This window comes from Rhodococcus sp. BE178, assembly GCF_050433545.1.
Taxonomy (GTDB): Bacteria; Actinomycetota; Actinomycetes; order Mycobacteriales; family Mycobacteriaceae; genus Prescottella.
Genome location: NZ_JBNPXA010000017.1, coordinates 1 through 23,325, shown reverse-complemented (window position 1 = coordinate 23,325; position 23,325 = coordinate 1). Strand labels below are relative to the sequence as shown.

Here is a 23,325-nt window from a genome sequence, read left to right as displayed (position 1 = left end):
CCCGGGGTCCCCACCCCCGAACCCTCGCCCCATATGGGCTCGCTCAAGGAGGACTCGATGACCGTCATGGCCCCCGCGACGAACACCGAAGCATCAACCGATCCGCGCGATCCGCTCGCGCGTCTCGCCAAGTTGTTCGATGCCGGTACCGTCGTGCCCCTACATCCCCGCGACAAGTCCGGAGTACTCGCCGCATCCGGTGAGATCGACGGCGTTCGCACCATCGCCTACTGCTCCGACGCCACCGTCATGGGCGGCGCCATGGGCATCGAAGGCTGCAAGCACATCGTTGCCGCCATCGACACCGCCATCGCCGAGAAGGCGCCCGTCATCGGACTGTGGCATTCGGGCGGCGCACGCCTCGCCGAAGGCGTCGAGGCGCTGCACGCCGTCGGACTGGTCTTCGAGGCCATGGTCCGTGCGTCCGGCCTCGTCCCGCAGATCTCCGTCGTCCTCGGCTTCGCGGCCGGCGGCGCCGCCTACGGCCCCGCGCTCACCGACATCGTGATCATGGCCCCCGAGGGCCGCGTGTTCGTCACCGGACCCGACGTCGTCAAGAGCGTGACCGGCGAGCAGGTCGACATGGCCTCGCTCGGCGGCCCCGATACGCACACCAAGAAGTCCGGCGTCGCGCACATCGCTGCACACGACGAGGACGACGCCTACCATCGCGCCCGCCGCCTGGTGTCGATGTTCTGCGAGCAGGGCGAGTTCGATCTCGCTGCCGCCGAGCACGGCGACACCGACCTGCGGGCGCTGATGCCCGAGTCGGCCAAGCGCGCGTACGACGTTCGCCCGATCGTGCACGAGCTGCTCGACAACGTCGAGGGCGAGTCGAGTTTCGAAGAGCTGCAGGGCAATTGGGCGCGCAGCATCGTCACCGGCCTGGGACGCCTCGGCGGCCGCACGGTGGGTGTGATCGCCAACAACCCGCTCCGCCTGGGCGGCTGCCTCAACTCGGAGAGCGCGGAGAAGTCCGCCCGCTTCGTCCGCCTGTGCAACGCCTTCGGCATCCCGCTGGTCGTGGTCGTCGACGTCCCCGGCTACCTGCCCGGTGTCAGCCAGGAATGGGAAGGCGTCGTGCGCCGCGGCGCGAAGCTGCTGCACGCCTTCGCCGAGGCCACGGTTCCCCGCGTCACGCTGGTCACCCGGAAGATCTACGGCGGCGCCTACATCGCGATGAACTCGCGCGCGCTGGGCGCCACCGCGGTGTACGCGTGGCCCGAGTCCGAGGTTGCGGTCATGGGCGCCAAGGCTGCCGTCGGCATCCTGCACAAGCGCGCCCTGGCCGCCGCGCCGGAGGAGGAGCGCGAGGCGCTGCACGATCGCCTCGCCGCCGAGCACGAGGCCATCGCCGGCGGTGTCGGCCGCGCCATCTCCATCGGCGTGGTGGACGAGACGATCGATCCGGCCAAGACGCGCAGCGTCATCACCGCGGCCCTCGCCGCGGCACCGGCCGGCCGTGGACAGCACAAGAACATCCCGCTGTGACACGACGACACTGAGTGATGGGGCCCCGCACCGCGGGGCCCCATCACTTTTGGGTCCCGACGGCCCACTCCACTGCCGGGCCGAGACTCACCACCCTCGTCGACGCCGTCCGGTTTGCCGGATCTCGTTGCACCACAGAGAAATCGGCCACACCCGGAAAAGGACACGACCGAACCGACTCAGCCGACGTCGCGGCGCAGCCAGGTCACCTCGGCGCCCTCGCCACCGCTGCGGTAGGGCTCGAGCACCTCGTCCCACGGCGTGCCGAGGGCGTGCTCCACGGCGGCGGCGAAACCGTCGGCGCCCTTCGCGAGCAGCGCCCGCAGTCGCATCTCGCCGACGACGACGTCCCCGTTCGCACTCGTCGAACCGCGCCACAGCCCGAGGCCCGGCACGTGGCTGAATCGTTCGCCGTCCACGCCGTCACTCGGGTTCTCCGTCACCTCGAAGTACAGCAGGGGCCAGGCCCGCAGGCCCGCCGCGAGCCTGGACCCGGTACCGACAGGGCCGGACCAGTCGCAGGTTGCCCGTAGTGTGCCGCCGACCGCGGGCTGAGCCGTCCAGCGAAGGTTGGCGCGGGCATCGAGAATCGAGGTGAGGGCCCACTCGACGTGTGGACAGACGGCGGCGGGCGACGAGTGGACGTAGATCACTCCGGTCGTCGCATCCTCGAACTGGTTCAACGAGCGCACTGCAACACCTCCAGCTTCGACGAGGGACGTCTTCCCCAACGACCTCGATCAAGTGGAGCCGGCTGTGTCGCAATCGCGACTTCACAGAGCGACACAACGTCGACCAGTGTGCCCTGTGATGCCACTGTTACGCCAGTGATAGCAGTAAATTGATCTACCGACGGGCGCGCAACTCGGCGACGACGCCGTCACTCAATGCCGGCCACAGCGGCTTCGCCCAGTCCCCGAAAGCCCTATCCGTCAGCACGACGCACGCGGCGTCGACGGCCGGGTCCACCCAGAGGAAGGTCCCGGACTGGCCGAAGTGCCCGTAGGTGGCCGAGGAGTTGCCCGAGCCGGTCCAGTGCGGACTCTTGCCGTCCCGGATCTCGAAGCCGAGCCCCCAGTCGTTGGGCCGCTGCGGGCCGTAGCCGGGCAGCAGGCCGGCAAGTCCGGGGAACTGCACGCTGGTGGCCTCGGTGTGGGTCTGCGGCGAGATCAGGATGGGGCGCAGCAGTTCGGCGGCGAACCGCGCGAGGTCGGCCGTGCTCGCCTGTCCCCCGTGCCCGGCGGAACCGACGAGGGCGGAGTTCACCATCCCCAACGGCGCGAACACTGCCTCGGCCACGTAGTCGGCGAACCCGATCCCGGTCTCGGTCTCGACGAAGTCCGCCAGCACCTCGAACCCGGCGCTGGAGTAGATGCGCTTGGCGCCCGGCTCCGCCTGCACCTTGTGTTCGCCGAATGCCAGACCCGACGTGTGCGCGAGCAGGTGTCGCACCGTGGCGCCGGGTGGGCCGGCGGGCTGGTCGAGTTCGATCGCCCCTTCTTCGACGGCCACGAGAGCGGCATACGCGCACAACAGCTTCGTCACGGACGCGAGTGGATACACCCGCTCCTGGTCACCGAAATGCGCAACGCCTCGGCCACCGTCGACGACGGCAGCCGAGGCGTTGTCCACCGGCCATTGCCCGATCCGATCGAGAGTCTGCACCCGATCAGACTACGAGGGGCGTCCGATCAGAGGTTCACCAGTCCGCTTCGGTGTAGCGGACCACACCGCGAATGTTCTTACCGTCGAGCATGTCCTGGTAACCCTCGTTGAGCTGCTCGAGCGAGTACGTGTTGGTGACCATGTCCTCGAGATTGAGCAGGCCCGCCCGGTACAGGTTCAGCAGGTTCGGGATGTCCACGCGGGCGTTGCAGCCACCGTAGATGTTGCCCTGCAGATCCTTCTGCAGCATCGCGAACAGGAACGCGTTGAGCTTGACGTCCATGTCGGCCATGTGGCCCATCGCAGTGACGACGCAGCGGCCGTTCTTGGCGGTGAGCGTGAGGGCCGGGTCGACGTACTCGCCCTTCATCTCACCGACCGTGATGATCGTCTTCTGGCACATGCGACCCCAGGTGATCTCCATGATCGGCACGATCGCCTCCTCCATCGAGGCGAAGGCATGCGTGGCGCCGAACTTGAGGGCCTGCTCGCGCTTGAACGGCACCGGGTCGATCGCGAACACGTGGCGTGCACCCGACGCGACGGCACCCTGCAGGGCGCTCATACCGACGCCGCCGACACCGATGATGGCGACCGAGTCACCCGGCTTGACGTCGGCGACGTGCGTCGCCGAACCCCATCCGGTCGGGACACCGCAGCCCACGAGGGCGGCGAGCTCGAACGGGATGTCCTTCTCGATCTTGACGACCGACGTCTGGTGCACCGTCATGTAGGGCGAGAACGTGCCGAGCAGGCTCATCGGGATCACGTTCTCCCCGCGCGCCTGGATGCGGTAGGTGCCGTCGGCGATGGCCTGGCCGCTGAGCAGCCCCATGCCGAGGTCGCACAGGTTCGAATGGCCCGACGAACACGACGGGCAGCGTCCACAGGCCGGGATGAACGAGAGCACGACGTGGTCGCCGACCTCGAGATCCGTGACGCCCTCGCCGACCTTGGTGATCACACCCGCGCCCTCGTGGCCGCCCATGGCCGGGTAGGACGCCATCGGCGTCGCACCGGTGACGATGTGGTGGTCGGAGTGGCACATGCCGGCGGCTTCCATGCGGATCTGAACCTCGCCGGCGACCGGGTCACCGAGTTCGATCTCCTCGATCGACCACTTCTCGTTGATGCCCCACAGCAACGCGCCCTTGGTCTTCATTTGCAACCGCCCTTCCATACCTAACAACCGATTGCTGTGACGATAGCCACAAATCTTCTAAATTGGAACACGTTCTAGGCGGTGAGTAGGAAACCGGCCCACTGAGTGGGAGAACTTCCCAGGTCACCGCCCATTCACGGCGCCGGACTCCCGCCGGGCCCACCCGGACCGACTGGACGCTCGACCTGATCTGTCGGTATCCCGTGAGACGTTTCCGTTGTCGAGTTGGCTTCAGGGGAGGAACTCAGCAGTTCGTGTCCGACATCGTCTCAGTCTTCGTCCTTGCGCTCGTCGTGACATCGATGGGCCTGACCGTCAAGCAACTGGCACGCAGCCGAGCTCGTCGCGCGACGTACCTACGGACCGTCCGCGCGATCCGGTGGTGGATGGTGCCCGCCGCAGCCATGCAACTCACCGTTGTCGCGGGAACCTTCTGGGTGTTGTCCGAGGCCGTGCCGATCCTGAGGTTCGGATGGTGGTCGGCGCTCGGCGGTAGCGGCAACATCGCGCTGGGGCAGACCGACAACAGCGGATTCGTATGGTCGGCACTGTCCCTCGCGATACCCGCGGCGCTCGTCCTACTGGTGCCCTTCCTCGCCCACGACGAGGAGCGCACCTTCCGAGCCGGCGCCGAGGAGTGGACGATGGCCACCCGCGTCCGAACCCAGGTCACGTTCGGGCTGATCCACCTGGCGATGGGAATCCCCGTCGCAGCCGGCATCGCCCTGATCGTCAGCGGGTTCTACTTCGAACGCCTGTATCTGGTGGCGGTGCGCGGGAACCGAGAGCGGATCGCGGAGCTGCGTAACGTGCCCCCACCGGCCGTGATCGACTGTCCCCCGCTTCCCGTCGGCGCCCCCTATGATCCGCACCACTGGGATCGGGTGCAGGCCGAGCGGGCGGCAGTGCGAGCCGAGAACACGCGCCTGCGCCTCGCCTGGGAGGACGGGGAGGACGGGGAGGACGAGGCAAGCCGACGCGCCCGCTCCCTCAGGGCCGAGCTTCGAGCCCCGGCACTCGCGACGGCGGCCGCGGCCCATGCGGTCTCGAACTGGATCGTCTGCGCCCTGCTGTTCGTGTTCATGCTGACGACGTAGCGACACGACAGCGGACAGCCAGGGCCGCGTCGAGTCGGACATGCCGTTCACGTCACCGTCACCGGATGTATTCGCCGAGTCATCGGTCCGGACATCCCGCGCGGGGATGGTGTGCACCCGAACACACGCCACCACCCTCGAACCGGAGTGTCCATCCATGCACCTCGCCCGTCGCACCGCGTTCACGGCCCTCGCCGTTGCCACCCTCGCCGCTCCGGGTGCAGCGGGCCTGGCCACTGCTGCTCCGCACACCGTCGCGCAGCGGGCCCCGATCTGCGACGGAGCGGGCGCCTTCGGTTCGCTGTCGACAGGATCGCTGTCCACCGGTTCCCTGCCGGACACCGACTATCTGTGCGCCCAGTCCGGTGATCTGCTCGACGTGCGCATCGGCGACGTCCACGCCACGCAGCCGTCTCTCGGCTACGACGAGGTCTACTACAAGCTCGGCCGCTACACCCTCGGCAAGGATGCGATCAACAAGAAGTTCGACGACTGGTGCGAGGCCAACGGCCAAGCGAAGGCTGCGACCGCCGCGCCGACGGCCACTCTCGCCGATCCCGCGTCGTTCACGTGCGAGGTGCCGGCGGGACAGGAGACCGAGGACACGATCGCGCCGATGAAGACCGTCGTGATCGGCCCGGGTGGAGCGCCGTATCTGACCGACGGCCACCACACGTTGACGTCGTTCTACGAACTGGCCGACGGCGGCCCGAACCTGCACGTCCGCCTGCGGGTGCTCGACAACCTCAGCCAACTCTCCACCCAGGACTTCTGGGCCGAGATGAAGAAGAACAAGTGGGTCTGGGACCGCGATGTGGACGGTAATACGGTTCCGGTGGAGCAACTTCCGGCCGGTGTCGGGCTTGCCAACTTCGCCGATGACAAGTACCGCAGCCTGATGTACTTCTCGCGGGACATCGGCTTCACCGCCGGCACCATCCCGTTCCAGGAGTTCTACTGGGGCGCCTGGGTCCGCGAGACCTCCGGCATCGACCTGACCGACTGGAACCGCAACGACCTCGCCGGCTACCTCGACACCGTCAAGCGCGCCACCCGGGCGCAGACCGCGCTTCCGGCCGACTCCGCGGTCCAGAGTGGCTTCACCGCCCGCGAACTCGGCGTCCTCCCCCAGTGGAACGACGGCAAGGCCGAATCGAAGGGCGAGTTCGCGAAGCTGTCGAAGCCGTACTCGGACGACAAGCCCGGAAAGATCGCCTACGCAATCGAATACAAGAACAGCCTCTCCCGCTGACGCCTCATCGCCGCACTGGCCGCACTGGCCGCGCGGCCGTCACATGGCCCAGACGAAGGCCGTCGTGACCGCCCCGATCGCGGCCAGTGCGAGTAGTCCCCAAGCGCGGACACCGCGCCGGAAGGACCACGCCGCTGTTCCGGTCACGCCGACCAGAGCGGACGTCGCGACGGCTCGGCCCCACATGCGCGCCTCGTCGGCACGCTCGAGACTCGTCGACGACGGCGCCTCCCCGAAGAACGACGCCTCGGATATCAGGACGACGTAGCAGAGCCAGGCCGGCACCACGAGCAGTCCGATCAACCCCACACACCAGGCGATCGCGCGGGCCACATCGACTGCGATCGGGGTGCTCGGACGATCGCAGAAGCCGGGTGAGCCGTCGGACGAGTCCCGCACCGGTGTGCCCATTCCCCGATTGTCGGCTATGCCACCGAATCCGGGACGTCGCGTCGCGCGCCAACCCACCGTGTCGCTATGACCGAACGAGTGAAAGAACATTTCGATCTGGAGCGAGAGCACCCGAGTGAAGTCGGTCAACGCGTTGCTCCAGGACTTGCCGCCGCCCTCCTACATGTTGAGATCGCCCGTTTCTGAAATTCAGATCCATGGCGCCGCTGTCGGCGACCGACCGTGCTGCGTCTTTCGGAACAGAATCACGTTCCGGCGCTGCGGGCCGATCGGTCGATTGTTTGAAATTCCTTCTGACCTGCGGCTACTCGTCGAGAACATTCGCGATCGAGCGTGACTTTCGACGCGCATCCCGCCTAGTCTCAGTTCGCCGCCCTTCCCCCCGGGGCGGCAACCCGTGGCCCCATCCCCCCTGTGCGGGGTCACGCGGGCGGCGCCTCTCGCCTCGCGAGTGCCTACACCGCCCTACCACTGACTGATCGCCCCGCCGCCGCTGTGACCAGGCGGGGCGATCAGTCACCGGCGCGTCCCCTGGCCGCCACGAGTGCGGTGTCCAGTGGGCGTGGCGGCCGTGCGGCACCCGGGTTCGGTCCAGGTTTCGCAGCGGCGACTCGCTTCACACGAACACCAGAACAGGTATACGAGTAGGTAGTACGGACGCGTTGTCGGCGGCTCCGATCGGTCAAGCTCGATCTACCCCGATCACCCGATATCACGATAAAGCGAGGCACCATGAGCGGCTGGCTCCCGACCTTGATCCGCAAGTGGCACCTGGCCGGCTCGAGACTGTTCCGGCGATCGACCACCTCGACCCCGCCTCGACATCGAAGCGAGGGACCGCTGTGCGAGTACGACAGCCTCGGCCTGTAGCTCCTCTGAGGCCGGTCCGCAGGCTGGATGTGCTTCGTGTGGGGCGGTTTCCCGTCGTGGCAGCGCTACCCGACAGAACCGCTGCCATCAGCGAAGAACAGACAACGAATGCCCCTTTCTCGACGTCGAGAAAGGGGCATTGGCGTGGGGCGGGCGGGGCTCGAACCCGCGACCAATGGATTATGAGTCCACGGCTCTAACCGACTGAGCTACCGCCCCCTGCCGCGGCAGTACGCCGCGGACAGCCGAATGTTACCGCCCGCCCTCGACAGTTCCCGTCTGCGGGGTGGCGCATGTCGCGTGCCCGACAGGGCGTGTCGGTGCCTGCCCGCAGACTGGGCGGCGACACGATCGAACGGCACGATCCCGCGACACCCGAAGGACCTCGAATTGAAGAACTGGACCACCCGACCGATCTGCGCGTTCGATCTGGAAACAACTGGCCGAGACCCGCTCTCGGCGCGAATCGTCACCGCATGCGTGGTCACCGTCGAGGGTGGGCGGCCCCGGTCACGCAACTGGATCGTCGATCCGGGTGTCGACATCCCCGAGGACGCCAGCTCCATCCACGGCATCTCGACGGCCCACGCGCGCGAGCACGGCACGGATTACGCAGTCGGGTACCGGGAGATCCGGCAGGCCCTCACCGACGCGTGGGCGGCCGGCTACGCCGTCGTCGCGTTCAACGCCTCGTACGACCTCACCGTGATGGACGCCGAGGGCCGCCGCCTCGGTCTGCCACCGATGGACGACTACGGGCTCGTCGTCGACCCGTACGTGATCGATCGGGAGGTCGACCGCTACCGCCGCGGCAAGCGCACGCTGGGCGCGCTGTGCGAGCACTACGGGATCGAGTTGGGGTCGGCGCACGAGGCGGAGTCCGACGCCCTCGCTGCCGCCGAACTGGCGCAGATCCTGCCGCAGCGGTTCCCCGAACTCGCCGCGCTCGACGACGTGATGACGAGTCAGGCAGGCTGGCATGCCGAGCGTCAGCGCGACTTCGCCGAGTACCTCCAGCGCGAGGGCCGCGACGCGTCGGACGTCGACGGGCAGTGGCCGATCCGGCTCGCGGCCTGACGCCACAGCGCCCCGAGCGCTCCCCGGTCTGCGATGATGCCGTGAACCAGCACACACCGGACCGGGGAGGCCGAGTTGGACGAGCACAATCCCACCCTGCCCGTGGCCTTCGACATCACCGCGCTGGTGGTCGCGCTCCTGTGGCTCGTGCTGGTGGTGGCGACGAGCGTCTCGGTATTGCGCGCCCGACACATCACCACGCCCGCCAAGTTCGCGTGGATCCTCGTGGTGCTGGCGCTGCCGGTCCTCGGCGCACTCGCATGGCTGCTGATGGGCAACAAACCCGGCGCCGCCGATATGCGTTCGGATTCCCCGCCCCGCTGATCGTTCGGAAACGCAGAAGGCCCCTCACCCGCTAGGGTGAGGGGCCTTCTGTTCGGCTCCCCCGGCTGGACTCGAACCAGCAACCGTTCGATTAACAGTCGAATGCTCTGCCAATTGAGCTACAGGGGATTGCCTGGGCGGCACTGCCGTTTCCCGCGGTGCCTGGAAAACTGTAGCCCATACCCCCACCCAAGTACCAAATCGCCTGAACAGAGACGGATCAGGCAGGATGTACGCAGGCAGTTCGACGGGAGGAATCCGGAAATGTTGCGGTTGTTGGTAGGCGTTGCGGCGGGTTATGTGCTGGGCACCCGAGCGGGACGAGCCCGGTACGAACAGATCAGCAAGGCCGCGAAGGCCGTGGCAACCAGCCCCGCCACCAAGAAGGTCATCGAGACGGGTCGGCAGAAGCTGTCGGATTCGCTCAGCACGCAGCCCAAGCTCGAGCCGATGAAGCCGATCGACGAGCGGACCACGATCCTGGTCCCCCACGACCAGCTGCGGAGGAACTAGCGGCACCCCGGTTCGGCACCGGCGGCGCCGACCGTCAGGCGATACCTTCGCCGCTGGTGTCGCCGATCGCCTGATCGAGCAGGCTGCGCCGGTACTGCTCGAGTGCGACCAGATCACCGAGCAGGGAATGGAACTCGTCGGAGTCGGTGGTCGGCGAGACGCGCTGCAGCTTGGACTTGAGCTCGGCGACCTGTTCGCCGACCCAGACCTCCTGCAGTCGTGCCAGCACGCCGCGGATGTAGCGAGGAATGATGTCCTCGTCGGCGGGCAGCGGCTCGACTGCGAGTTCCATCACGATCGACTGCACGACGAGGTCGCCCGCATTGCGCCCGACCGCGTCCACCCATTCACCACCGCCGAGACCGGCGGATGTACCGCCGGCCGCGGCGACCGCCTCCCGGACGGCCGCATAGGCCGGATGGGCGAACGTCTCCCCCGGCAGCGAATCGAAGACCGTGCCCGCAATGGCCGGGTACTGCAGGGCCGCCTTGAGGGCGTCGCGCTGCGGCCACAGCGCCGGGTCGTTGGGCCGCGGGCGGGACACACCGGCCGCCGGAGCCGCCGCCGACGCTCCCGGGGAGTCGTCGACGGGACGACGCTTCGTCGGTGCCCCACCTCCGCCACGCGCGATCTTGCGCGCCTCGTCCCCGACCCGACGGCGCACCGCCGGAATTTCCTCGCCGACCCAGCCCGACAGCTGCACGGCGTACTGATTGCGCAGCGTCGGTTCCTTTATCCGCGCGACCACCGGCACGGTGCGACGCAACGCCTCCACCCGCCCCTCGGCGGTGTCCAGATCATGTTCGGCGAGAAGGGATTTGACAACGAACTCGAACATCGGGGTGCGGCGCGCGACCAGATCGCGGACGGCCGCGTCACCCGACTGCTGACGCAACTCGCACGGATCCATTCCGTCCGGCGCGATCGCGACGAAGGTCTGCCCCGCCATCTTCTGGTCGCCCTCGAACGCCTTCAGCGCGGCCGCCTGGCCCGCGGCGTCGCCGTCGAAGGTGTAGATCACCTCACCGCGGAAGTAGCTGTCGTCCATGAGGAGTCGGCGCAGCATCGCGAGATGTTCGTCACCGAATGCGGTGCCGCAGGACGCAACGGCGGTCTTCACGCCGGCCAGGTGCATCGCCATCACGTCGGTGTAGCCCTCGACGACCACCGCCTGGTGGCCCTTCGCAATGTCCCGCTTGGCCAGGTCCAGACCGAACAGCACGTTCGACTTCTTGTAGAGGATCGTCTCGGGGGTGTTGACGTACTTGCCGGGCATCGTGTCGTCGTCGAACAGCTTGCGGGCGCCGAAGCCGATGACGTCGCCGGAGAGATTGCGGATGGGCCACAGCAGCCGCCGATGGAACCGGTCGATCGGTCCGCGTCGGCCCTCCTTGGACAGCCCGGCGGCCTCGAGTTCCTTCGCCTCGAAGCCCTTGCCCATCAGGTGCTTGGTCAGGGTGTCCCAGCCGTCCGGGGCGTAGCCGCAGCCGAACTGCGCGGCCGCGGCCGCGTCGAAGTTGCGTTCGGTGAGGTAGTCGCGGGCCGCCTGCGCGTCGGGCTCCTTCAGACGCGCCGCGTAGAACTCCTGCGCCGCCGCGTTGGCGGCGACGAGGCGCGCCCGGGTACCCCGGTCGCGCTGCACGGACGTGCCGCCGCCCTCGTACGAGATCTGGTAGCCGATCCGATCGGCGAGCTGCTCGACCGCCTCCACGAAACTGACGTGTTCGATCTTCTGCAGGAACGAGTAGACGTCGCCGCCCTCACCACAGCCGAAGCAGTGGAAGTGGCCGTGATTGGGCCGGACATGGAACGAGGGCGACTTCTCGTCGTGGAAGGGGCACAGCCCCTTCATCGAATCGCCGCCCGCGCGCTTGAGCGAGACGTACTCGCCGACGATGTCCTCGATCCGAGTGCGTTCGCGAACGGCCGCGATGTCTCTGTCAGGGATTCGGCCGGCCACGAAGGCAGTCTAGGCCCTCACCGCAGGCGAACACCTATCCCCAGCTCGCCTGGGCGCCCAGGCTCTGCTTGTCGATCCGTTCCAGACGACTCTCGGTGCACGACGCGATCTGGTCGACGATCACCCGCACCCGCGCGGCGTCGTCGGCGGCGGCGTGCCACGCGGGCAGGAACAACGGATCCAGACCGGACGGTGCGGTGCGCAGCAGCCACTCGGCCACCCGGTGCACCCGGTCCCGCTGCCGGTCCTGGCGGTTCTTGTGCCCGGCGTCGGACATCACATAGTGCAACGCGACGGTCTTGAGCAGGGCCACCTCGGCCGCCACGATCGAGGGCACCACGAGGTCGGCCTGATACCGCGTGAGCGGGCCGGGCCCGACCGCCTCTCGGGTGCCGCCGACGGCGGCCGACGCGAACCGGCCCACCAGCTCGCTGGTGAGGTTCTTCAGCGCCACCGAACTGGTCAGCGTCCCATCGTAGTCGCCGACGGAGGTCACCACAGGCAGCCTCGACAGGCGTTCGGCCGCCTCCGCCAGCTCGTCGACGACGAGGCCCGAGAACTGCCTGGCCCCCAATTCGGCCAGCGCACGAACCTCGATCGCGTCGCCCAGCACGCGCAGGTCGATGCGGCCGGCGATCACACCGTCCTCGACGTCGTGCACCGAGTAGGCGACGTCGTCGGCCCAGTCCATCACCTGCGCTTCCATGCACTGCCGCCCCTCGGGCGCGCCCTCGCGCACCCACGCCAGCACCGCCGCGTCGTCGTCGTACGCGCCGAATTTCGCCCCGGGCCGCGGCCGGGTCCACGGGTACTTGATGGCGGCGTCGAGCGATGCCCGGGTGAGGTTGAGCCCGACACTGCGCCCCTCCGGGTCCAGGACCTTGGGCTCGAGGCTCGTGAGGATCCGCAGGTTCTGCGCGTTGCCCTCGAAGCCGCCGCAGCTCTCCGCGACCTCGTCGAGCGCCTTCTCCCCGTTGTGTCCGTACGGCGGATGCCCGATGTCGTGGGCCAGGCCGGCCAGGTCGACGAGGTCGGGGTCGAGTCCCAGCCCGTCGGCGATGCCGCGGCCGATCTGCGCCACCTCGATCGAATGCGTCAGCCGGGTCCGCGGGGTGTCGCCGTCACGCGGACCGACCACCTGGGTCTTGTCCGCGAGACGCCGCAGTGCGGCCGAGTGCTGGACGCGGGCGCGGTCGCGCGAGAACGCCGAGCGGTGCTGCGACGACTCCGCGGCCGCGATCAGTCCCGCGGTCTTGGGCGCCTCGGACACGAGTCGGTCGAGATCGTGCGAGGTGTACGGCGCCCGTGTGTCGCGGCCGATCACTGGCCCGCCGTGTACGGGAAGTCTGCCGAGAAGTGAGTGAGCTGATACCACAGCAAAGCACCTGTCTCCCTCGTTATTCCGTGCAGCTGCGATTCCCGGGTGATCACCGCGGGACCCTGCCGGGTGGGTGCGGTCCACGCCTCGAGACCCGCGTCGCGGGCCATGGTGCGGGTCCGGAGAGAATGCCACGGATCGCTCACCAGCACCGCCGACTGCATGCCCTGCTGCCCCATCTCGCGGCTGACCGCCTCGATGCTCAACAGGGTGTCGGAGCCTTCCTCGACGGCGGTGATCCGATCCCCGGGCACTCCCTGGTCCATCAGGTAGTTCCGGCCCGACGCCGCCTCGGTGTACTCGTCACCCTCCTGCTTGCCACCGACCGTGACGATGACCGGCGCGACGCCCTGTTCGTAGAGCTTGCGGGCCTGGTCCAGGCGGGCCTCGAACACCGACGACGGGGTGCCCGCGTACTGAGCGGCACCGAGTACGACGATCGCGTCGGCCGGTGTGGTGTCGGTGATCCGCGCCACCTGCCACACCCGGAAGGCCGTGCCCCCGACCAGAACGAGGCCGATCAACGCGGCGCCGAGCACAGCCCGACCGGCCCAACGAGCCACCGCGGCACCGAACGAACGGCGCGGCACGGGGCGGGGCGACAGCTCCGGGGGGTCGTAACTGGGGGCGGTACTCACTCCCCGATTCTGCCAGTCACCCGCCCGGGCCACCGATGACGACGCGCGGCACCGGATAGATTCGTCCTATGGCACACGCACCGTCGCGTTCACCCGCTCGCCAGTACACGCCGCGCCGATCGGTGGCCGCGACCGCCGTCGCCGCGCTGCTCACACTGGGCGCCCTCCTGTTCGCGCCCGCGACCGCCACGGCCGAGGCCCCGCTGCGGCTGCCGGACCACATCACCGACCTGTCCGGGGTTCTCGACTCCGGTCAGCGCTCCGACGTCCAGGACGCGCTCGACACGCTCTACGACGAGCACAAGGTCGCGCTCTGGGTGGTGTACGTCGCCGACTTCGACGGACTCTCCGAGAAGGCGTGGACGGAGCAGACCGCGAAGCTCAGCGGTCTGGGGAACAAGGACGCGCTGCTCGCGGTCGCCACGACCGACCGCGCGTACTACTTCGATGTCCCACAGGCGCTCTCGGAGGTCACCGACGCGGAGGTCACCTCGATCCGCACCGATTCGGTGGAACCGGCCCTGCGCGAGCGGGACTGGTCCGGGGCCGCGATCGCCGCGGCGGGCGGGCTCGGGGACGCGATGACCGCCTCGGGCACATCGCTGAAGGTTCTCGGCGTCGGTGTCGGCGTGGTGGCGCTGGCCGGCGGCGGCGTCTACCTCTACTCCCGCAAGAAGCGGGGCGACCGTCTCGAGGCGACCGTCGCCGCGGCCCGGCAGGTGGATCCCACCGATCCCGAAGCTCTTGCCGCGCTGCCCGTTCCAGCCCTCGATGCGCTCGCCAAGGACGCCCTCGTCGAGATGGACAACGCGATCCGCACCAGCGAGGAGGAGCTGAACCTGGCCGTCGGCGAGTTCGGCGCCGATGCCACCGCGCCGTTCACGACCGCCTTCGAGCAGGCCCGCCGGACGCTGGCGTCCGCGTTCACGATCCGCCAGCGACTCGACGACGACATTCCCGAGACGCCGCAGCAGCAGCGCGAGATGCTCACCGAACTCATCACGACCTGCGGACGCGCGGACCGCGAACTCAACGCCCGGGTGGCGGAGTTCGACGCGATGCGCGACCTCCTGATCGACGCACCTTCCCGGCTGGACGCCCTCACGCAGGACGTCGTCTCACTGACCGTCCGCGTCCCGTCCGCGGAGGCGACGCTCGCGTCGCTACGGGGCGAGTTCCCGGCCTCGGTCCTGGCGACAGTCGAGAAGAATCCCGAGATGGCGCGCGAGCGGATCACGTTCGCGGAGCAGAACATCGCGGCCGGACGCGATGCCACGACGCTCCCGGCCGGAAAGCAGGGCCCGGCGGTGGTCGCGATCCGGGCGGCGGAGGGCGCGCTGAACCAGGCCCGTCAACTGCTCGACGCCGTCGCGCGGGCCGACACCGACATCCGGCACGCCATCGCGACGCTGCCGGCGGCGATGGCCGACGTGCAGGAGGGCATCACCGCCGCGGCCGCGCTCACTGCGCAGGGCGGACAAAAGCTCGCCGACGCGACGGCCGCCGCCGAGGAGGCGCTGCGGAATGCGCAGGCCGCGAAGGACACCGATCCGCTGGGCAGCTTCACCAAGGTCGTCGACGCGGACGCGAAGCTCGACGCCGTGCTCGCCGAGGCACAGGAGGCGCGGCAGCAAGCCGACCGCGCACGGCAGCGGCTCGACCAGGATCTCACCGCGGCCGAGGCCCAGGTGAGCGCGGCATCGGACTTCATCTCCACCCGGCGCGGCGCCGTCGGGGCCGAGGCCCGCACCCGCCTGTCGGAGGCGCAGCGGCACCTGCAGGCCGCGCAGCAGCTCACCGGCTCGGATCCGTCGAAGGCACTGCAGCACGCACAGTCCGCCACCGAACTGGCGTCGCGGGCACTATGGGCGGCGCAGGCGGACGTGAACCGCTACCAGGACGACCAGCGCAACCAGCGACCGCCGAGCGGTGGCGTGTCCGGGGGCGGCGGCAATGCGGCCGGCGCGATCCTCGGCGGCATCCTGATCGACAGCATGCTCCGCGGCAGCAGGGGCGGGAACTGGGGTGGCCGCGGCAGCGGCGGGTGGGGCGGACCCGGACCCGGGTCCTTCGGAGGCCCGAGCAGTTCGGGCCGTATCGGGCGCGGCGGCGGAGGCCGTTTCTGAACCCCGCCCGAATGGCCGAATGTCACATGCGTTCAGTTGGACTGAACGCATGTGACATTCGGCCGGGAAATCAGGCGCCGATCAGGCGCTGCGCGAGGTAGCCCTCGACCTGGTCGAGAGCAACGCGCTCCTGCGCCATGGTGTCGCGCTCACGGACGGTGACCGCGTGGTCCTCGAGCGTGTCGAAGTCGACCGTGATGCAGAACGGGGTACCGATCTCGTCCTGGCGACGGTAGCGGCGGCCGATGGCGCCGGCATCGTCGAACTCGACGTTCCAGTGCTGACGCAGCGTGGTCGCGAGGTCCTTCGCCTTCGGCGTGAGGTCGGCGTTGCGACTCAGCGGCAGCACCGCGGCCTTGACCGGGGCCAGGCGACGGTCCAGGCGCAGCACGGTGCGGGTGTCGACGCCGCCCTTGGCGTTGGGCGCCTCGTCCTCGGTGTACGCGTCGACGAGGAACGCCATGAGCGAACGGGTCAGGCCCGCGGCCGGCTCGATGACGTACGGCGTGTAGCGCTCACCGCTGGTCTGATCGAAGTAGTTCAGATCCGTGCCCGACGCCTTGGAGTGCGTCGCCAGGTCGTAGTCGGTGCGGTTCGCGATGCCCTCGAGCTCACCCCACTCGCTGCCCTGGAAGTGGAAGCGGTACTCGATGTCGACGGTGCGCTTGGAGTAGTGCGACAGCTTCTCCTGCGCGTGCTCGTACAGGCGCAGGTTGTCCTTGTTGATACCCAGGCCGGTGTACCAGTCCATGCGGTAGTCGATCCAGTACTGGTGCCACTCCTCGTCCTCACCCGGCTTGACGAAGAACTCCATCTCCATCTGCTCGAACTCGCGGGTGCGGAAGATGAAGTTGCCGGGGGTGATCTCGTTGCGGAAGCTCTTGCCGATCTGGCCGATGCCGAACGGCGGCTTCTTGCGCGACGTGGTGAGCACGTTCGCGAAGTTCACGAAGATGCCCTGCGCGGTCTCCGGACGCAGGTAGTGCAGGCCGGTCTCGCTGTCGACCGGGCCGAGGTAGGTCTTGAGCAGGCCGGAGAAGGCCTTGGGCTCGGTCCACTGCCCCTTGGTGCCGCAGTCCGGGCACACGATCTCGGTCATCGCCACGGCGTCCGGGTCATCGAGCTTGTGCTTCTCCGCGTACGCCTCCTGCAGGTGGTCCTGGCGGTGACGCTTGTGGCAGTTGAGGCACTCGACGAGCGGATCGGTGAACACGTCGACGTGGCCGGAGGCCTCCCACACCTGGCGGGGCAGGATCACCGACGAGTCGAGGCCGACGACGTCCTCACGGCTGGTGACCATGTTGCGCCACCACTGCTTCTTGATGTTCTCCTTGAGCTCGACGCCGAGTGGACCGTAGTCCCAGGCCGACTTGGTACCGCCGTAGATCTCACCGCAGGGGTAGACGAGCCCCCGGCGCTTGGCGAGGTTGGCGACGGTATCGATCTTGGACTTGGGTGCCACTTGGGTGCTCTCCATCTGGGTAATAGATGCGTGGTTCACGTGCGGTTTTCGCCAGTCCAGCCTATCGGTACCCGCGCCGACGTCCACTCACCCGGTTGACATGCACATTCGTGCATATCAAAATGGATATGATTTGCAATAAGGTGGCATGTCCGACCCTGTCCGATCCCAGACGAGGAGCTACACCGTGAGCGTTGCCGACGCGGGCGACCTGCGAGCCGACGCACACGACCACGGGCCCTGCACCGAGACCCCGGCGGCTCCGATGCCGTCGAAGGAGACACTCATCTCGGCGGGCGAGATCCTGCGCGCTCTCGCCGCGCCGGTCCGCATCGCGATCGTGCTCCAACTGCGCGAGTCGCAGCGGTGCGTCCACGAACTGGTCGGCGCGCTGGGCGTCACCCAGCCACTGATCAGCCAGCACCTCCGCGTCCTCAAGGCGGCCGGGGTAGTACACGGCGAACGCAACGGACGTGAAGTGATGTACCGACTGGTGGACGACCACCTCGCCCACATCGTCGTCGACGCCGTGGCCCACGCAGAGGAAGAAGGATGACCGAAAACGTGACGGACGGAACCGACCGACGCCGACGTGCCGCCGTCGGCGTGCGCTCGACCAAGCAGCGCAGCGCGATCTCCGCGCTCCTCGACGAGATCACCGAGTTCCGCTCCGCCCAGGAACTGCACGACGAGCTCCGCAAGCGCGGCGAGGGCATCGGCCTCACCACCGTCTACCGGACGCTGCAGACGCTCGCCGATGCCGGCACCGTCGACGTGCTCCGCACCGACACCGGCGAATCGGTGTACCGCCGGTGCTCGAGCGGCCATCACCACCATCTCGTCTGCCGCGGTTGCGGATTCACCGTCGAGGTCGACGGACCCGCCGTCGAGCAGTGGTCGCAGACCATCGCCGACAGCAACGGCTTCACCGACGTCAGCCACACCGTCGAGATCTTCGGAACCTGTCGGGACTGCGCCCAGGCGCGGTAGCCCGGCAGGCTCGACCGCACCAATTCGAGCCGATGCCGACAGACGGTTCCCGGCGGCCACGCAGCTCGCCTGTTACGCCAGCAGCCCCTTCCGGGCATCCTCGGCCCCGGACAACACCAGCAGCAGCATCGTGGTGAGCGGCGCGTCGGCCAACCCCGTCGCCGGGAAGGTGTAGCGCAGCACGACATCGGCGAACTTGCCGCGGGTGATCACATTGATCGACCCGAACTGGAGCTGCGCGTTGCGCTCGGCCACCCGCTTGTGGAGCGCCGGCTTGACCGTCCGGTCCCACGCCAACACTCCCGTCAACGACAGCACGTCGAGCCCGTCCGCGAGTGTGACCGCACGCAGCGAGCACAGTGCGCCGCCGTACTCGAACCGCAACGAGCCGTCGTCGTCCGAGTCGACGGCGACGAAGCCGCCGAGCGCCTCGCGCACCCGGGCCTGCAGAGCCTCCGAGGAATCCATCGACGGCCTCACTGGTACTTGACGCCGCCGAAGCGGCGGTCGCGGGAGGCGTACTCGACGCACGCGGCCCACAGGTCGCGGCGGTCGAAATCGGGAAACAGCTTCTCCTGGAACACCATTTCCGCGTAGGCGGCCTGCCAGATCAGGAAGTTCGACGTCCGCTGCTCACCGGAAGGCCGCAGGAACAGGTCGACGTCGGGCATGTCCGGCTCGTCGAGGTACTTCGCGAATGTGGCCTCGGTGATCTTCTCCGGGTCGATCTCACCGGCAGCGGCCCGGCGGGCGATCTCCCGTGCCGCGTCGGCGATCTCGGCGCGGCCACCATAGTTGACGCACATCGTCAGCGTCATGACGGTGTTGTTCCTGGTGAGTTCCTCGGCGATCTCGAGTTCCTTGATCACGCTGCGCCACAGACGCGGTCGACGACCGGCCCAGCGCACGCGCACACCCATCTCGTGCATCTCGTCGCGCCGTCGGCGAATGACGTCCCTGTTGAAGCCCATCAGGAACTTGACCTCGTCCGGGCTTCGCTTCCAGTTCTCGGTGGAGAATGCGTACGCGGACAGCCACTTCACACCGATCTCGATGCATCCCTCGAGGGTGTCCATGAGGACCGCCTCGCCGCGCTCGTGGCCCGCAGTCCGCGGCAGCCCCCGATCCTGCGCCCAGCGGCCGTTGCCGTCCATCACGAGCGCCACATGATTGGGGATCAGCTCGGGCTGCAGAATCGGCGGACGGGCGCCCGAGGGGTGCGGGGAGGGAGGGCGGATCTCCCGGTCAGGCTGAGCTTGCGGTTCGCGTCGTCGAATCACGCTCCCCATCCTGCCTGACCGTGTCCGGGTCCCCGACCGCCGCATGCGGACGCGACCGTTCGATCAGGGGCAACGTGCGCAACTGCCGCTCGAGATGCCACTGCAGGTGCGCGGCGATGAGCCCGCTGGCCTGGCTGCGCATCGACGACGTCGCACTCTCGGTGTCCTGCCACTGGCCGTGCACCAGCGCGTCCATGAAGTCGAGGACACCCGGAGACGGTGTGGCCGCACCGGGCGGACGGCAGTGCACACACACTGCGCCACCGGCCGCGACGTGGAAGGCGCGGTGCGGTCCGGGAGCCGCGCACCGGGCGCACTCGTTCAATGCCGGCGCCCATCCCGCGTAGCCCATGGCACGCAGCAGAAAGGCGTCGAGAATCAGCTCGACGGGCCGGGCCTGGTCCCCGATCGCCCGCAACGCCCCGACGGTGAGGCTGTGCAGTCGCGGGGCCGGGGCCCGCTCCTCGCCGGCCAACCGTTCGGCAGTCTCGAGGATCGCGCAGGCCGTGGTGTAGCGGCCGTAGTCGTCGACGATGTCCGCACCGAACGCGTCGACCGTGTGGACCTGGGTGACGACGTCCAGGCTGCGGCCGGGGTACAGCTGCACGTCGATGTGCGCGAACGGCTCGAGCCGGCCTCCGAACTTGGACTTGGTACGACGCACCCCCTTGGCGACCGCCCGGACCAGTCCGTGCTGCCGGGTCAACAGGGTCACGATGCGATCGGCCTCGCCCAGCTTGTGCTGGCGCAACACCACCGCATAGTCCCGGTACAACCTCACGACAACCTCACCTGGCCAGTCTCCCACGCCGCACCGACGAGTCTCGACAGGCGCGGGCGGCAAAACCCCACCCCGAAAACTGGAACGCGTTACTGTTCGTTCGAACGAACAGTCGGCATGACGGGGCGGGAATGAGCACTGAACTGCAAGAACACGACGTCGAACAGCACGCTCCGGGGCTCGAGGAGCAGGCCGTGGCGCTGGCCGCCGGACGCACCTCGTCCGTCGCGGCCGTCACCGCCGCCCTCGATCGGATCGAGGCCACCCAGACCACACTCAACGCGTTCCGGATCGTGCGCCGGGCCGCCGCACTCGACGAGGCGGCCGCAGCCGACCGCCGACTCGCGGCCGGGGAGCGCCAGCCGCTGCTCGGTGTCCCGATCGCCGTCAAGGACGACGTCGACGTCACCGGCGAACCCACCGCGTTCGGATGTCCGGGCGAGTTCCCCGCCAAGACCGCCGACTCCGAGGTGGTTCGCCGACTGCGCGCCGCCGGCGCGGTGATCGTCGGCAAGACCAACAGCCCCGAACTCGGGCAGTGGCCGTTCACCGGGGGCAGCGCGTTCGGTCACACCCGCAATCCATGGGACCGCGGGCGCACACCGGGCGGATCCTCGGGCGGCAGCGCCGCGGCGGTGGCGGCGGGGCTGGTGTCCGCCGCGATCGGCTCCGACGGCGCCGGCTCCGTCCGGATCCCGGCGGCGTGGACCCACCTCGTCGGGATCAAGCCGCAGCGCGGGCGGATCTCGACATGGCCCGAGCCCGAGGCGTTCCACGGCATCACCGTCAACGGACCGCTCGCACGCACCGTCGCCGACGCGGCGCTGCTGTTCGACGTCGTCGCGGGCAACCACGACGGCGATCTGCACAAGCCACCACCGGTCACGGTCCGCGACGCCGTCGGCCGCGATCCGGGACGGTTGAAGATCGCCCTGTCGCTGCGGATCCCGTTCACCGCCACGCCCACCGCACTGCACCCCGAGATCCGGGCCGCGGTCGGCCGCACCGCGCACGCGCTGCGCCGACTCGGACACGACGTGACCGTCGACGACCCGGAGTACGGAATCCTGTTGGGCCTCAACTTCCTTCCCCGGTCGCTCGCCGGTGTGGACGCGTGGCTGGGGCAGCTCCCGGATCCGTCGTTGGTCGACCCACGCACCCGTGCCAACGCCCGCACCGGACGTCTGCTGTCCGGCCTGCCGCTGCGCGCGGCCCGAGCCGCCGAACCCCGGATGCGACGTCGGGTCGGGGAGATCTTCGACGACTACGACGTGATCCTCGCCCCCACCACCGCCACTCCCCCGCCGCGGGTGGAGGGGTTGGACGCGATCGGCGGCGTCGAGACCGACAAGGTGATCACCGCGGCGTGCCCGTACACGTGGCCGTGGAACATCCTGGGCTGGCCGAGCGTCAACGTCCCCGCCGGCCTCACCGCCGACGGGCTCCCGATCGGCGTCCAGTTGATGGGCCACGACAACACCGAACCGATGCTGGTTTCGCTTGCGGCGCAACTCGAGTCGGTCCAGCGTTGGCAGGACCACCGCCCGACCCGGTGGTGGTGACCGGTGGGCTCGACGGAGGTGCGTGACCGGATTCTCGCGGCGGCGCTGCGCATCGTCGGCACCGACGGCGTGCCCGCCGTCACGAACCGGCGGATCGCCGCCGAGGCCGGGGTCTCGCTCGGCTCGATCACCTACCACTTCCCCACGCAGTCCGACCTGCTGCGGGCGGCGCTGACAGGGTTCGTGGCCGAGGAGACCACTCGACTTCGCGACCTCGCCGAAACCTACCGCGACAAGGGGCTGAGCCTCGAGGACGCCGCGGCGCTCACCGAGCAGGTCGCGCGGGATCTGGACTTCTCGGCCGAGCGAATCGCCCCGTTCGAGATCTACATCCAGGCCGGCCGGGATCCCGAACTCCGTGAGGCGTCGGCCGAGTGCTTCGCGGCGTACGACGAGCTGACGGCGACGATCCTGACCGCGCTCGGCGTCCCACAGCCGGAGTCGCTGGCCCCCACCCTGGTGGCGAACATCGCCGGCCTGCAACTGCGTCGGCTCGCCACCGGCGATGCGGGGCAGGACATCTCGACGGCCATCCTGCAACTGGTCCGCGGGGCGTACCTCCCGGCGCCCTGACCGCGTCGGGTCACGCGCTCTCGGGGGTCAGGACCATCACCGGGATCCGCCGGGCGACCCGCTTCTCGTACTCCGCCCATCCGGGATAGAACTCCAGCGCCCGAGCCCACAACCGTTCACGCTCCGCGCCCTCCGCCTCGTGCGCCCGCACCGGCCGCGAGGCGCCGCCAGCGACCGTCATCGAGGCCCGCGGATGTGCGCGCAGGTTGTAGAACCACGCCGGGTTGTCGGGCCGCCCGTAGCTCGAGGCGATCACGACCATCCGGTTCCCGTCCCGCATACCGACCAGCGGGAGCGTCCGGCGCGCTCCACTTTTCGCGCCGACGGTCGTGAGCATCACGATCGGCCACCCCAGCACCAGGCTCGTCAGCGTGTGCCGGCCCCGAGTGATCCCGAAGACCACCCGATCGATGTGCCGCTGCCCCGGAGCGAGCACCCGGCCCGTCGTCGCCGACGCACCCTGCCTGATCAGATATCGACGCACCGGGTTCGCCTCACGATAGGTTCCCTCATTCGACATCGGACCCTCACCTCGTCTCGAGCCGGTCGAGGTCTCCATCGTCGCACGTCGACAGGGTGCCGCGCCGGAAACAGTCGTGGGGGGGGCCCCCCCCCCCCCCCCGCCCCCCCCCCCCCCCCCCCGCGGGGCCCCCCCCCCCCCCCCCCCCCCCCCCCCCGGGGGGCCCCCCCCCCCCCCCCGCGCCCCCCCCCCG

The 23,325-nt window shown here is 69.0% G+C and carries 23 protein-coding genes and 2 tRNA genes; 11 read left to right on the top strand and 14 right to left on the bottom strand.

Annotated features, from left to right (window positions below; all coding sequences use genetic code 11):
* Window positions 1-57 precede the first annotated feature (57 nt).
* Complete coding sequence (locus tag J2X34_RS23920) at window positions 58-1,491, top strand: acyl-CoA carboxylase subunit beta (RefSeq protein WP_174911186.1); 1,434 nt, start codon at window positions 58-60, stop codon at window positions 1,489-1,491.
* Window positions 1,492-1,670: 179 nt separating this feature from the next.
* Here the strand turns inward: J2X34_RS23920 and J2X34_RS23915 are convergent, their stop codons facing one another.
* The 3 genes from J2X34_RS23915 to J2X34_RS23905 all read right to left on the bottom strand — a co-directional run bounded on the left by J2X34_RS23915 (window position 1,671) and on the right by J2X34_RS23905 (window position 4,318).
* On the bottom strand, window positions 1,671-2,183 hold the full coding sequence (locus J2X34_RS23915; RefSeq protein WP_429519947.1) for a DUF3145 domain-containing protein: 513 nt from the start codon (window positions 2,181-2,183) through the stop codon (window positions 1,671-1,673).
* A gap of 154 nt (window positions 2,184-2,337) precedes the next feature.
* Complete coding sequence (locus tag J2X34_RS23910) at window positions 2,338-3,156, bottom strand: serine hydrolase domain-containing protein (protein ID WP_174911188.1); 819 nt, start codon at window positions 3,154-3,156, stop codon at window positions 2,338-2,340.
* Between the two features lie 34 nt (window positions 3,157-3,190).
* Window positions 3,191-4,318 (bottom strand): NDMA-dependent alcohol dehydrogenase, encoded by a 1,128-nt coding sequence (locus J2X34_RS23905; protein ID WP_114719188.1) that lies wholly within the window; start codon window positions 4,316-4,318, stop codon window positions 3,191-3,193.
* 254 nt (window positions 4,319-4,572) lie between these two features.
* On the opposite strand from J2X34_RS23905, the gene J2X34_RS23900 reads away from it, so the two are divergent.
* Window positions 4,573-5,415, top strand: a complete 843-nt coding sequence (locus J2X34_RS23900) for a hypothetical protein (protein WP_429519946.1) — start codon at window positions 4,573-4,575, stop codon at window positions 5,413-5,415.
* A 157-nt stretch (window positions 5,416-5,572) separates the two neighbouring features.
* Entirely contained in the window at window positions 5,573-6,667 is a 1,095-nt protein-coding gene (locus J2X34_RS23895; protein ID WP_429519945.1) for a ParB-like protein, read from the top strand.
* 39 nt (window positions 6,668-6,706) lie between these two features.
* Here J2X34_RS23895 and J2X34_RS23890 read toward each other — a convergent pair whose 3' ends face one another.
* Window positions 6,707-7,078 (bottom strand): hypothetical protein, encoded by a 372-nt coding sequence (locus J2X34_RS23890; protein WP_429519944.1) that lies wholly within the window; start codon window positions 7,076-7,078, stop codon window positions 6,707-6,709.
* Window positions 7,079-8,093: 1,015 nt separating this feature from the next.
* Window positions 8,094-8,167, bottom strand: a tRNA-Ile gene (locus tag J2X34_RS23885).
* A gap of 171 nt (window positions 8,168-8,338) precedes the next feature.
* Here J2X34_RS23885 and J2X34_RS23880 point away from each other — a divergent pair.
* Together J2X34_RS23880 and J2X34_RS23875 are read left to right on the top strand one after the other, a co-directional pair.
* Window positions 8,339-9,025, top strand: coding sequence for a 3'-5' exonuclease (locus tag J2X34_RS23880; protein ID WP_114719112.1), 687 nt, complete (start codon window positions 8,339-8,341; stop codon window positions 9,023-9,025).
* Window positions 9,026-9,100: 75 nt separating this feature from the next.
* Complete coding sequence (locus J2X34_RS23875; RefSeq protein ID WP_114719111.1) at window positions 9,101-9,349, top strand: PLD nuclease N-terminal domain-containing protein; 249 nt, start codon at window positions 9,101-9,103, stop codon at window positions 9,347-9,349.
* A gap of 56 nt (window positions 9,350-9,405) precedes the next feature.
* Here the strand turns inward: J2X34_RS23875 and J2X34_RS23870 are convergent.
* Window positions 9,406-9,478, bottom strand: a tRNA-Asn gene (locus J2X34_RS23870).
* 135 nt (window positions 9,479-9,613) lie between these two features.
* On the opposite strand from J2X34_RS23870, the gene J2X34_RS23865 reads away from it, so the two are divergent.
* The gene (locus J2X34_RS23865; RefSeq protein ID WP_114719110.1) at window positions 9,614-9,862 is read left to right on the top strand and encodes a hypothetical protein; all 249 of its coding nucleotides are present in this window, start codon (window positions 9,614-9,616) and stop codon (window positions 9,860-9,862) included.
* 34 nt (window positions 9,863-9,896) lie between these two features.
* Here J2X34_RS23865 and dnaG read toward each other — a convergent pair whose 3' ends face one another.
* Genes dnaG through J2X34_RS23850 form a run of 3 tightly spaced genes read right to left on the bottom strand, consistent with a single transcriptional unit; the run spans window position 9,897 to window position 13,838 of the window.
* Complete coding sequence (gene dnaG / locus J2X34_RS23860) at window positions 9,897-11,822, bottom strand: DNA primase (protein WP_114719109.1); 1,926 nt, start codon at window positions 11,820-11,822, stop codon at window positions 9,897-9,899.
* 34 nt (window positions 11,823-11,856) lie between these two features.
* The gene (locus tag J2X34_RS23855; protein ID WP_174911286.1) at window positions 11,857-13,146 is read right to left on the bottom strand and encodes a deoxyguanosinetriphosphate triphosphohydrolase; all 1,290 of its coding nucleotides are present in this window, start codon (window positions 13,144-13,146) and stop codon (window positions 11,857-11,859) included.
* Window positions 13,143-13,838 (bottom strand): YdcF family protein, encoded by a 696-nt coding sequence (locus J2X34_RS23850; protein ID WP_429519943.1) that lies wholly within the window; start codon window positions 13,836-13,838, stop codon window positions 13,143-13,145. The genes J2X34_RS23855 and J2X34_RS23850 overlap by 4 nt, the downstream gene beginning before the upstream one ends.
* Window positions 13,839-13,906: 68 nt before the next feature.
* Here J2X34_RS23850 and J2X34_RS23845 point away from each other — a divergent pair, with 68 nt between their 5' ends.
* Window positions 13,907-15,964: a TPM domain-containing protein gene (locus J2X34_RS23845; protein WP_429519942.1), complete on the top strand. Its 2,058-nt coding sequence runs from the start codon at window positions 13,907-13,909 to the stop codon at window positions 15,962-15,964.
* A 70-nt stretch (window positions 15,965-16,034) separates the two neighbouring features.
* Here the strand turns inward: J2X34_RS23845 and J2X34_RS23840 are convergent, their stop codons facing one another.
* Window positions 16,035-17,426 carry a glycine--tRNA ligase gene (locus J2X34_RS23840; protein WP_114719401.1) on the bottom strand — a complete coding sequence of 464 codons (1,392 nt, stop codon included), beginning with the start codon at window positions 17,424-17,426 and terminating at the stop codon, window positions 16,035-16,037.
* Between the two features lie 187 nt (window positions 17,427-17,613).
* Between J2X34_RS23840 and J2X34_RS23835 the strand changes: the two genes are divergently transcribed.
* Together J2X34_RS23835 and J2X34_RS23830 are read left to right on the top strand one after the other, a co-directional pair.
* Entirely contained in the window at window positions 17,614-17,982 is a 369-nt protein-coding gene (locus J2X34_RS23835) for an ArsR/SmtB family transcription factor (RefSeq protein ID WP_397484324.1), read from the top strand.
* Window positions 17,979-18,416, top strand: coding sequence for a Fur family transcriptional regulator (locus J2X34_RS23830; protein WP_114719105.1), 438 nt, complete (start codon window positions 17,979-17,981; stop codon window positions 18,414-18,416). The genes J2X34_RS23835 and J2X34_RS23830 overlap by 4 nt, the downstream gene beginning before the upstream one ends.
* A 72-nt stretch (window positions 18,417-18,488) precedes the next feature.
* Here J2X34_RS23830 and J2X34_RS23825 read toward each other — a convergent pair whose 3' ends face one another.
* Genes J2X34_RS23825 through recO form a run of 3 tightly spaced genes read right to left on the bottom strand, consistent with a single transcriptional unit; the run spans window position 18,489 to window position 20,477 of the window.
* Window positions 18,489-18,884 (bottom strand): hypothetical protein, encoded by a 396-nt coding sequence (locus J2X34_RS23825; protein WP_114719104.1) that lies wholly within the window; start codon window positions 18,882-18,884, stop codon window positions 18,489-18,491.
* Between the two features lie 8 nt (window positions 18,885-18,892).
* A complete protein-coding gene (locus tag J2X34_RS23820) occupies window positions 18,893-19,705 on the bottom strand; it encodes an isoprenyl transferase (RefSeq protein WP_114719103.1) in 813 nt (270 codons plus the stop codon).
* Window positions 19,662-20,477 (bottom strand): DNA repair protein RecO, encoded by an 816-nt coding sequence (recO, locus tag J2X34_RS23815; RefSeq protein WP_114719397.1) that lies wholly within the window; start codon window positions 20,475-20,477, stop codon window positions 19,662-19,664. Before recO ends, J2X34_RS23820 begins: the two co-directional genes overlap by 44 nt.
* 131 nt (window positions 20,478-20,608) lie before the next feature.
* Between recO and J2X34_RS23810 the strand changes: the two genes are divergently transcribed.
* Window positions 20,609-22,039, top strand: a complete 1,431-nt coding sequence (locus tag J2X34_RS23810; RefSeq protein ID WP_114719102.1) for an amidase — start codon at window positions 20,609-20,611, stop codon at window positions 22,037-22,039.
* 3 nt (window positions 22,040-22,042) lie between these two features.
* Window positions 22,043-22,612, top strand: coding sequence for a TetR/AcrR family transcriptional regulator (locus tag J2X34_RS23805; RefSeq protein WP_429519941.1), 570 nt, complete (start codon window positions 22,043-22,045; stop codon window positions 22,610-22,612).
* Window positions 22,613-22,622: 10 nt separating this feature from the next.
* On the opposite strand, the gene J2X34_RS23800 is transcribed toward J2X34_RS23805, so the two are convergent.
* Complete coding sequence (locus J2X34_RS23800) at window positions 22,623-23,132, bottom strand: nitroreductase/quinone reductase family protein (protein WP_181818673.1); 510 nt, start codon at window positions 23,130-23,132, stop codon at window positions 22,623-22,625.
* Window positions 23,133-23,325: the final 193 nt, after the last annotated feature.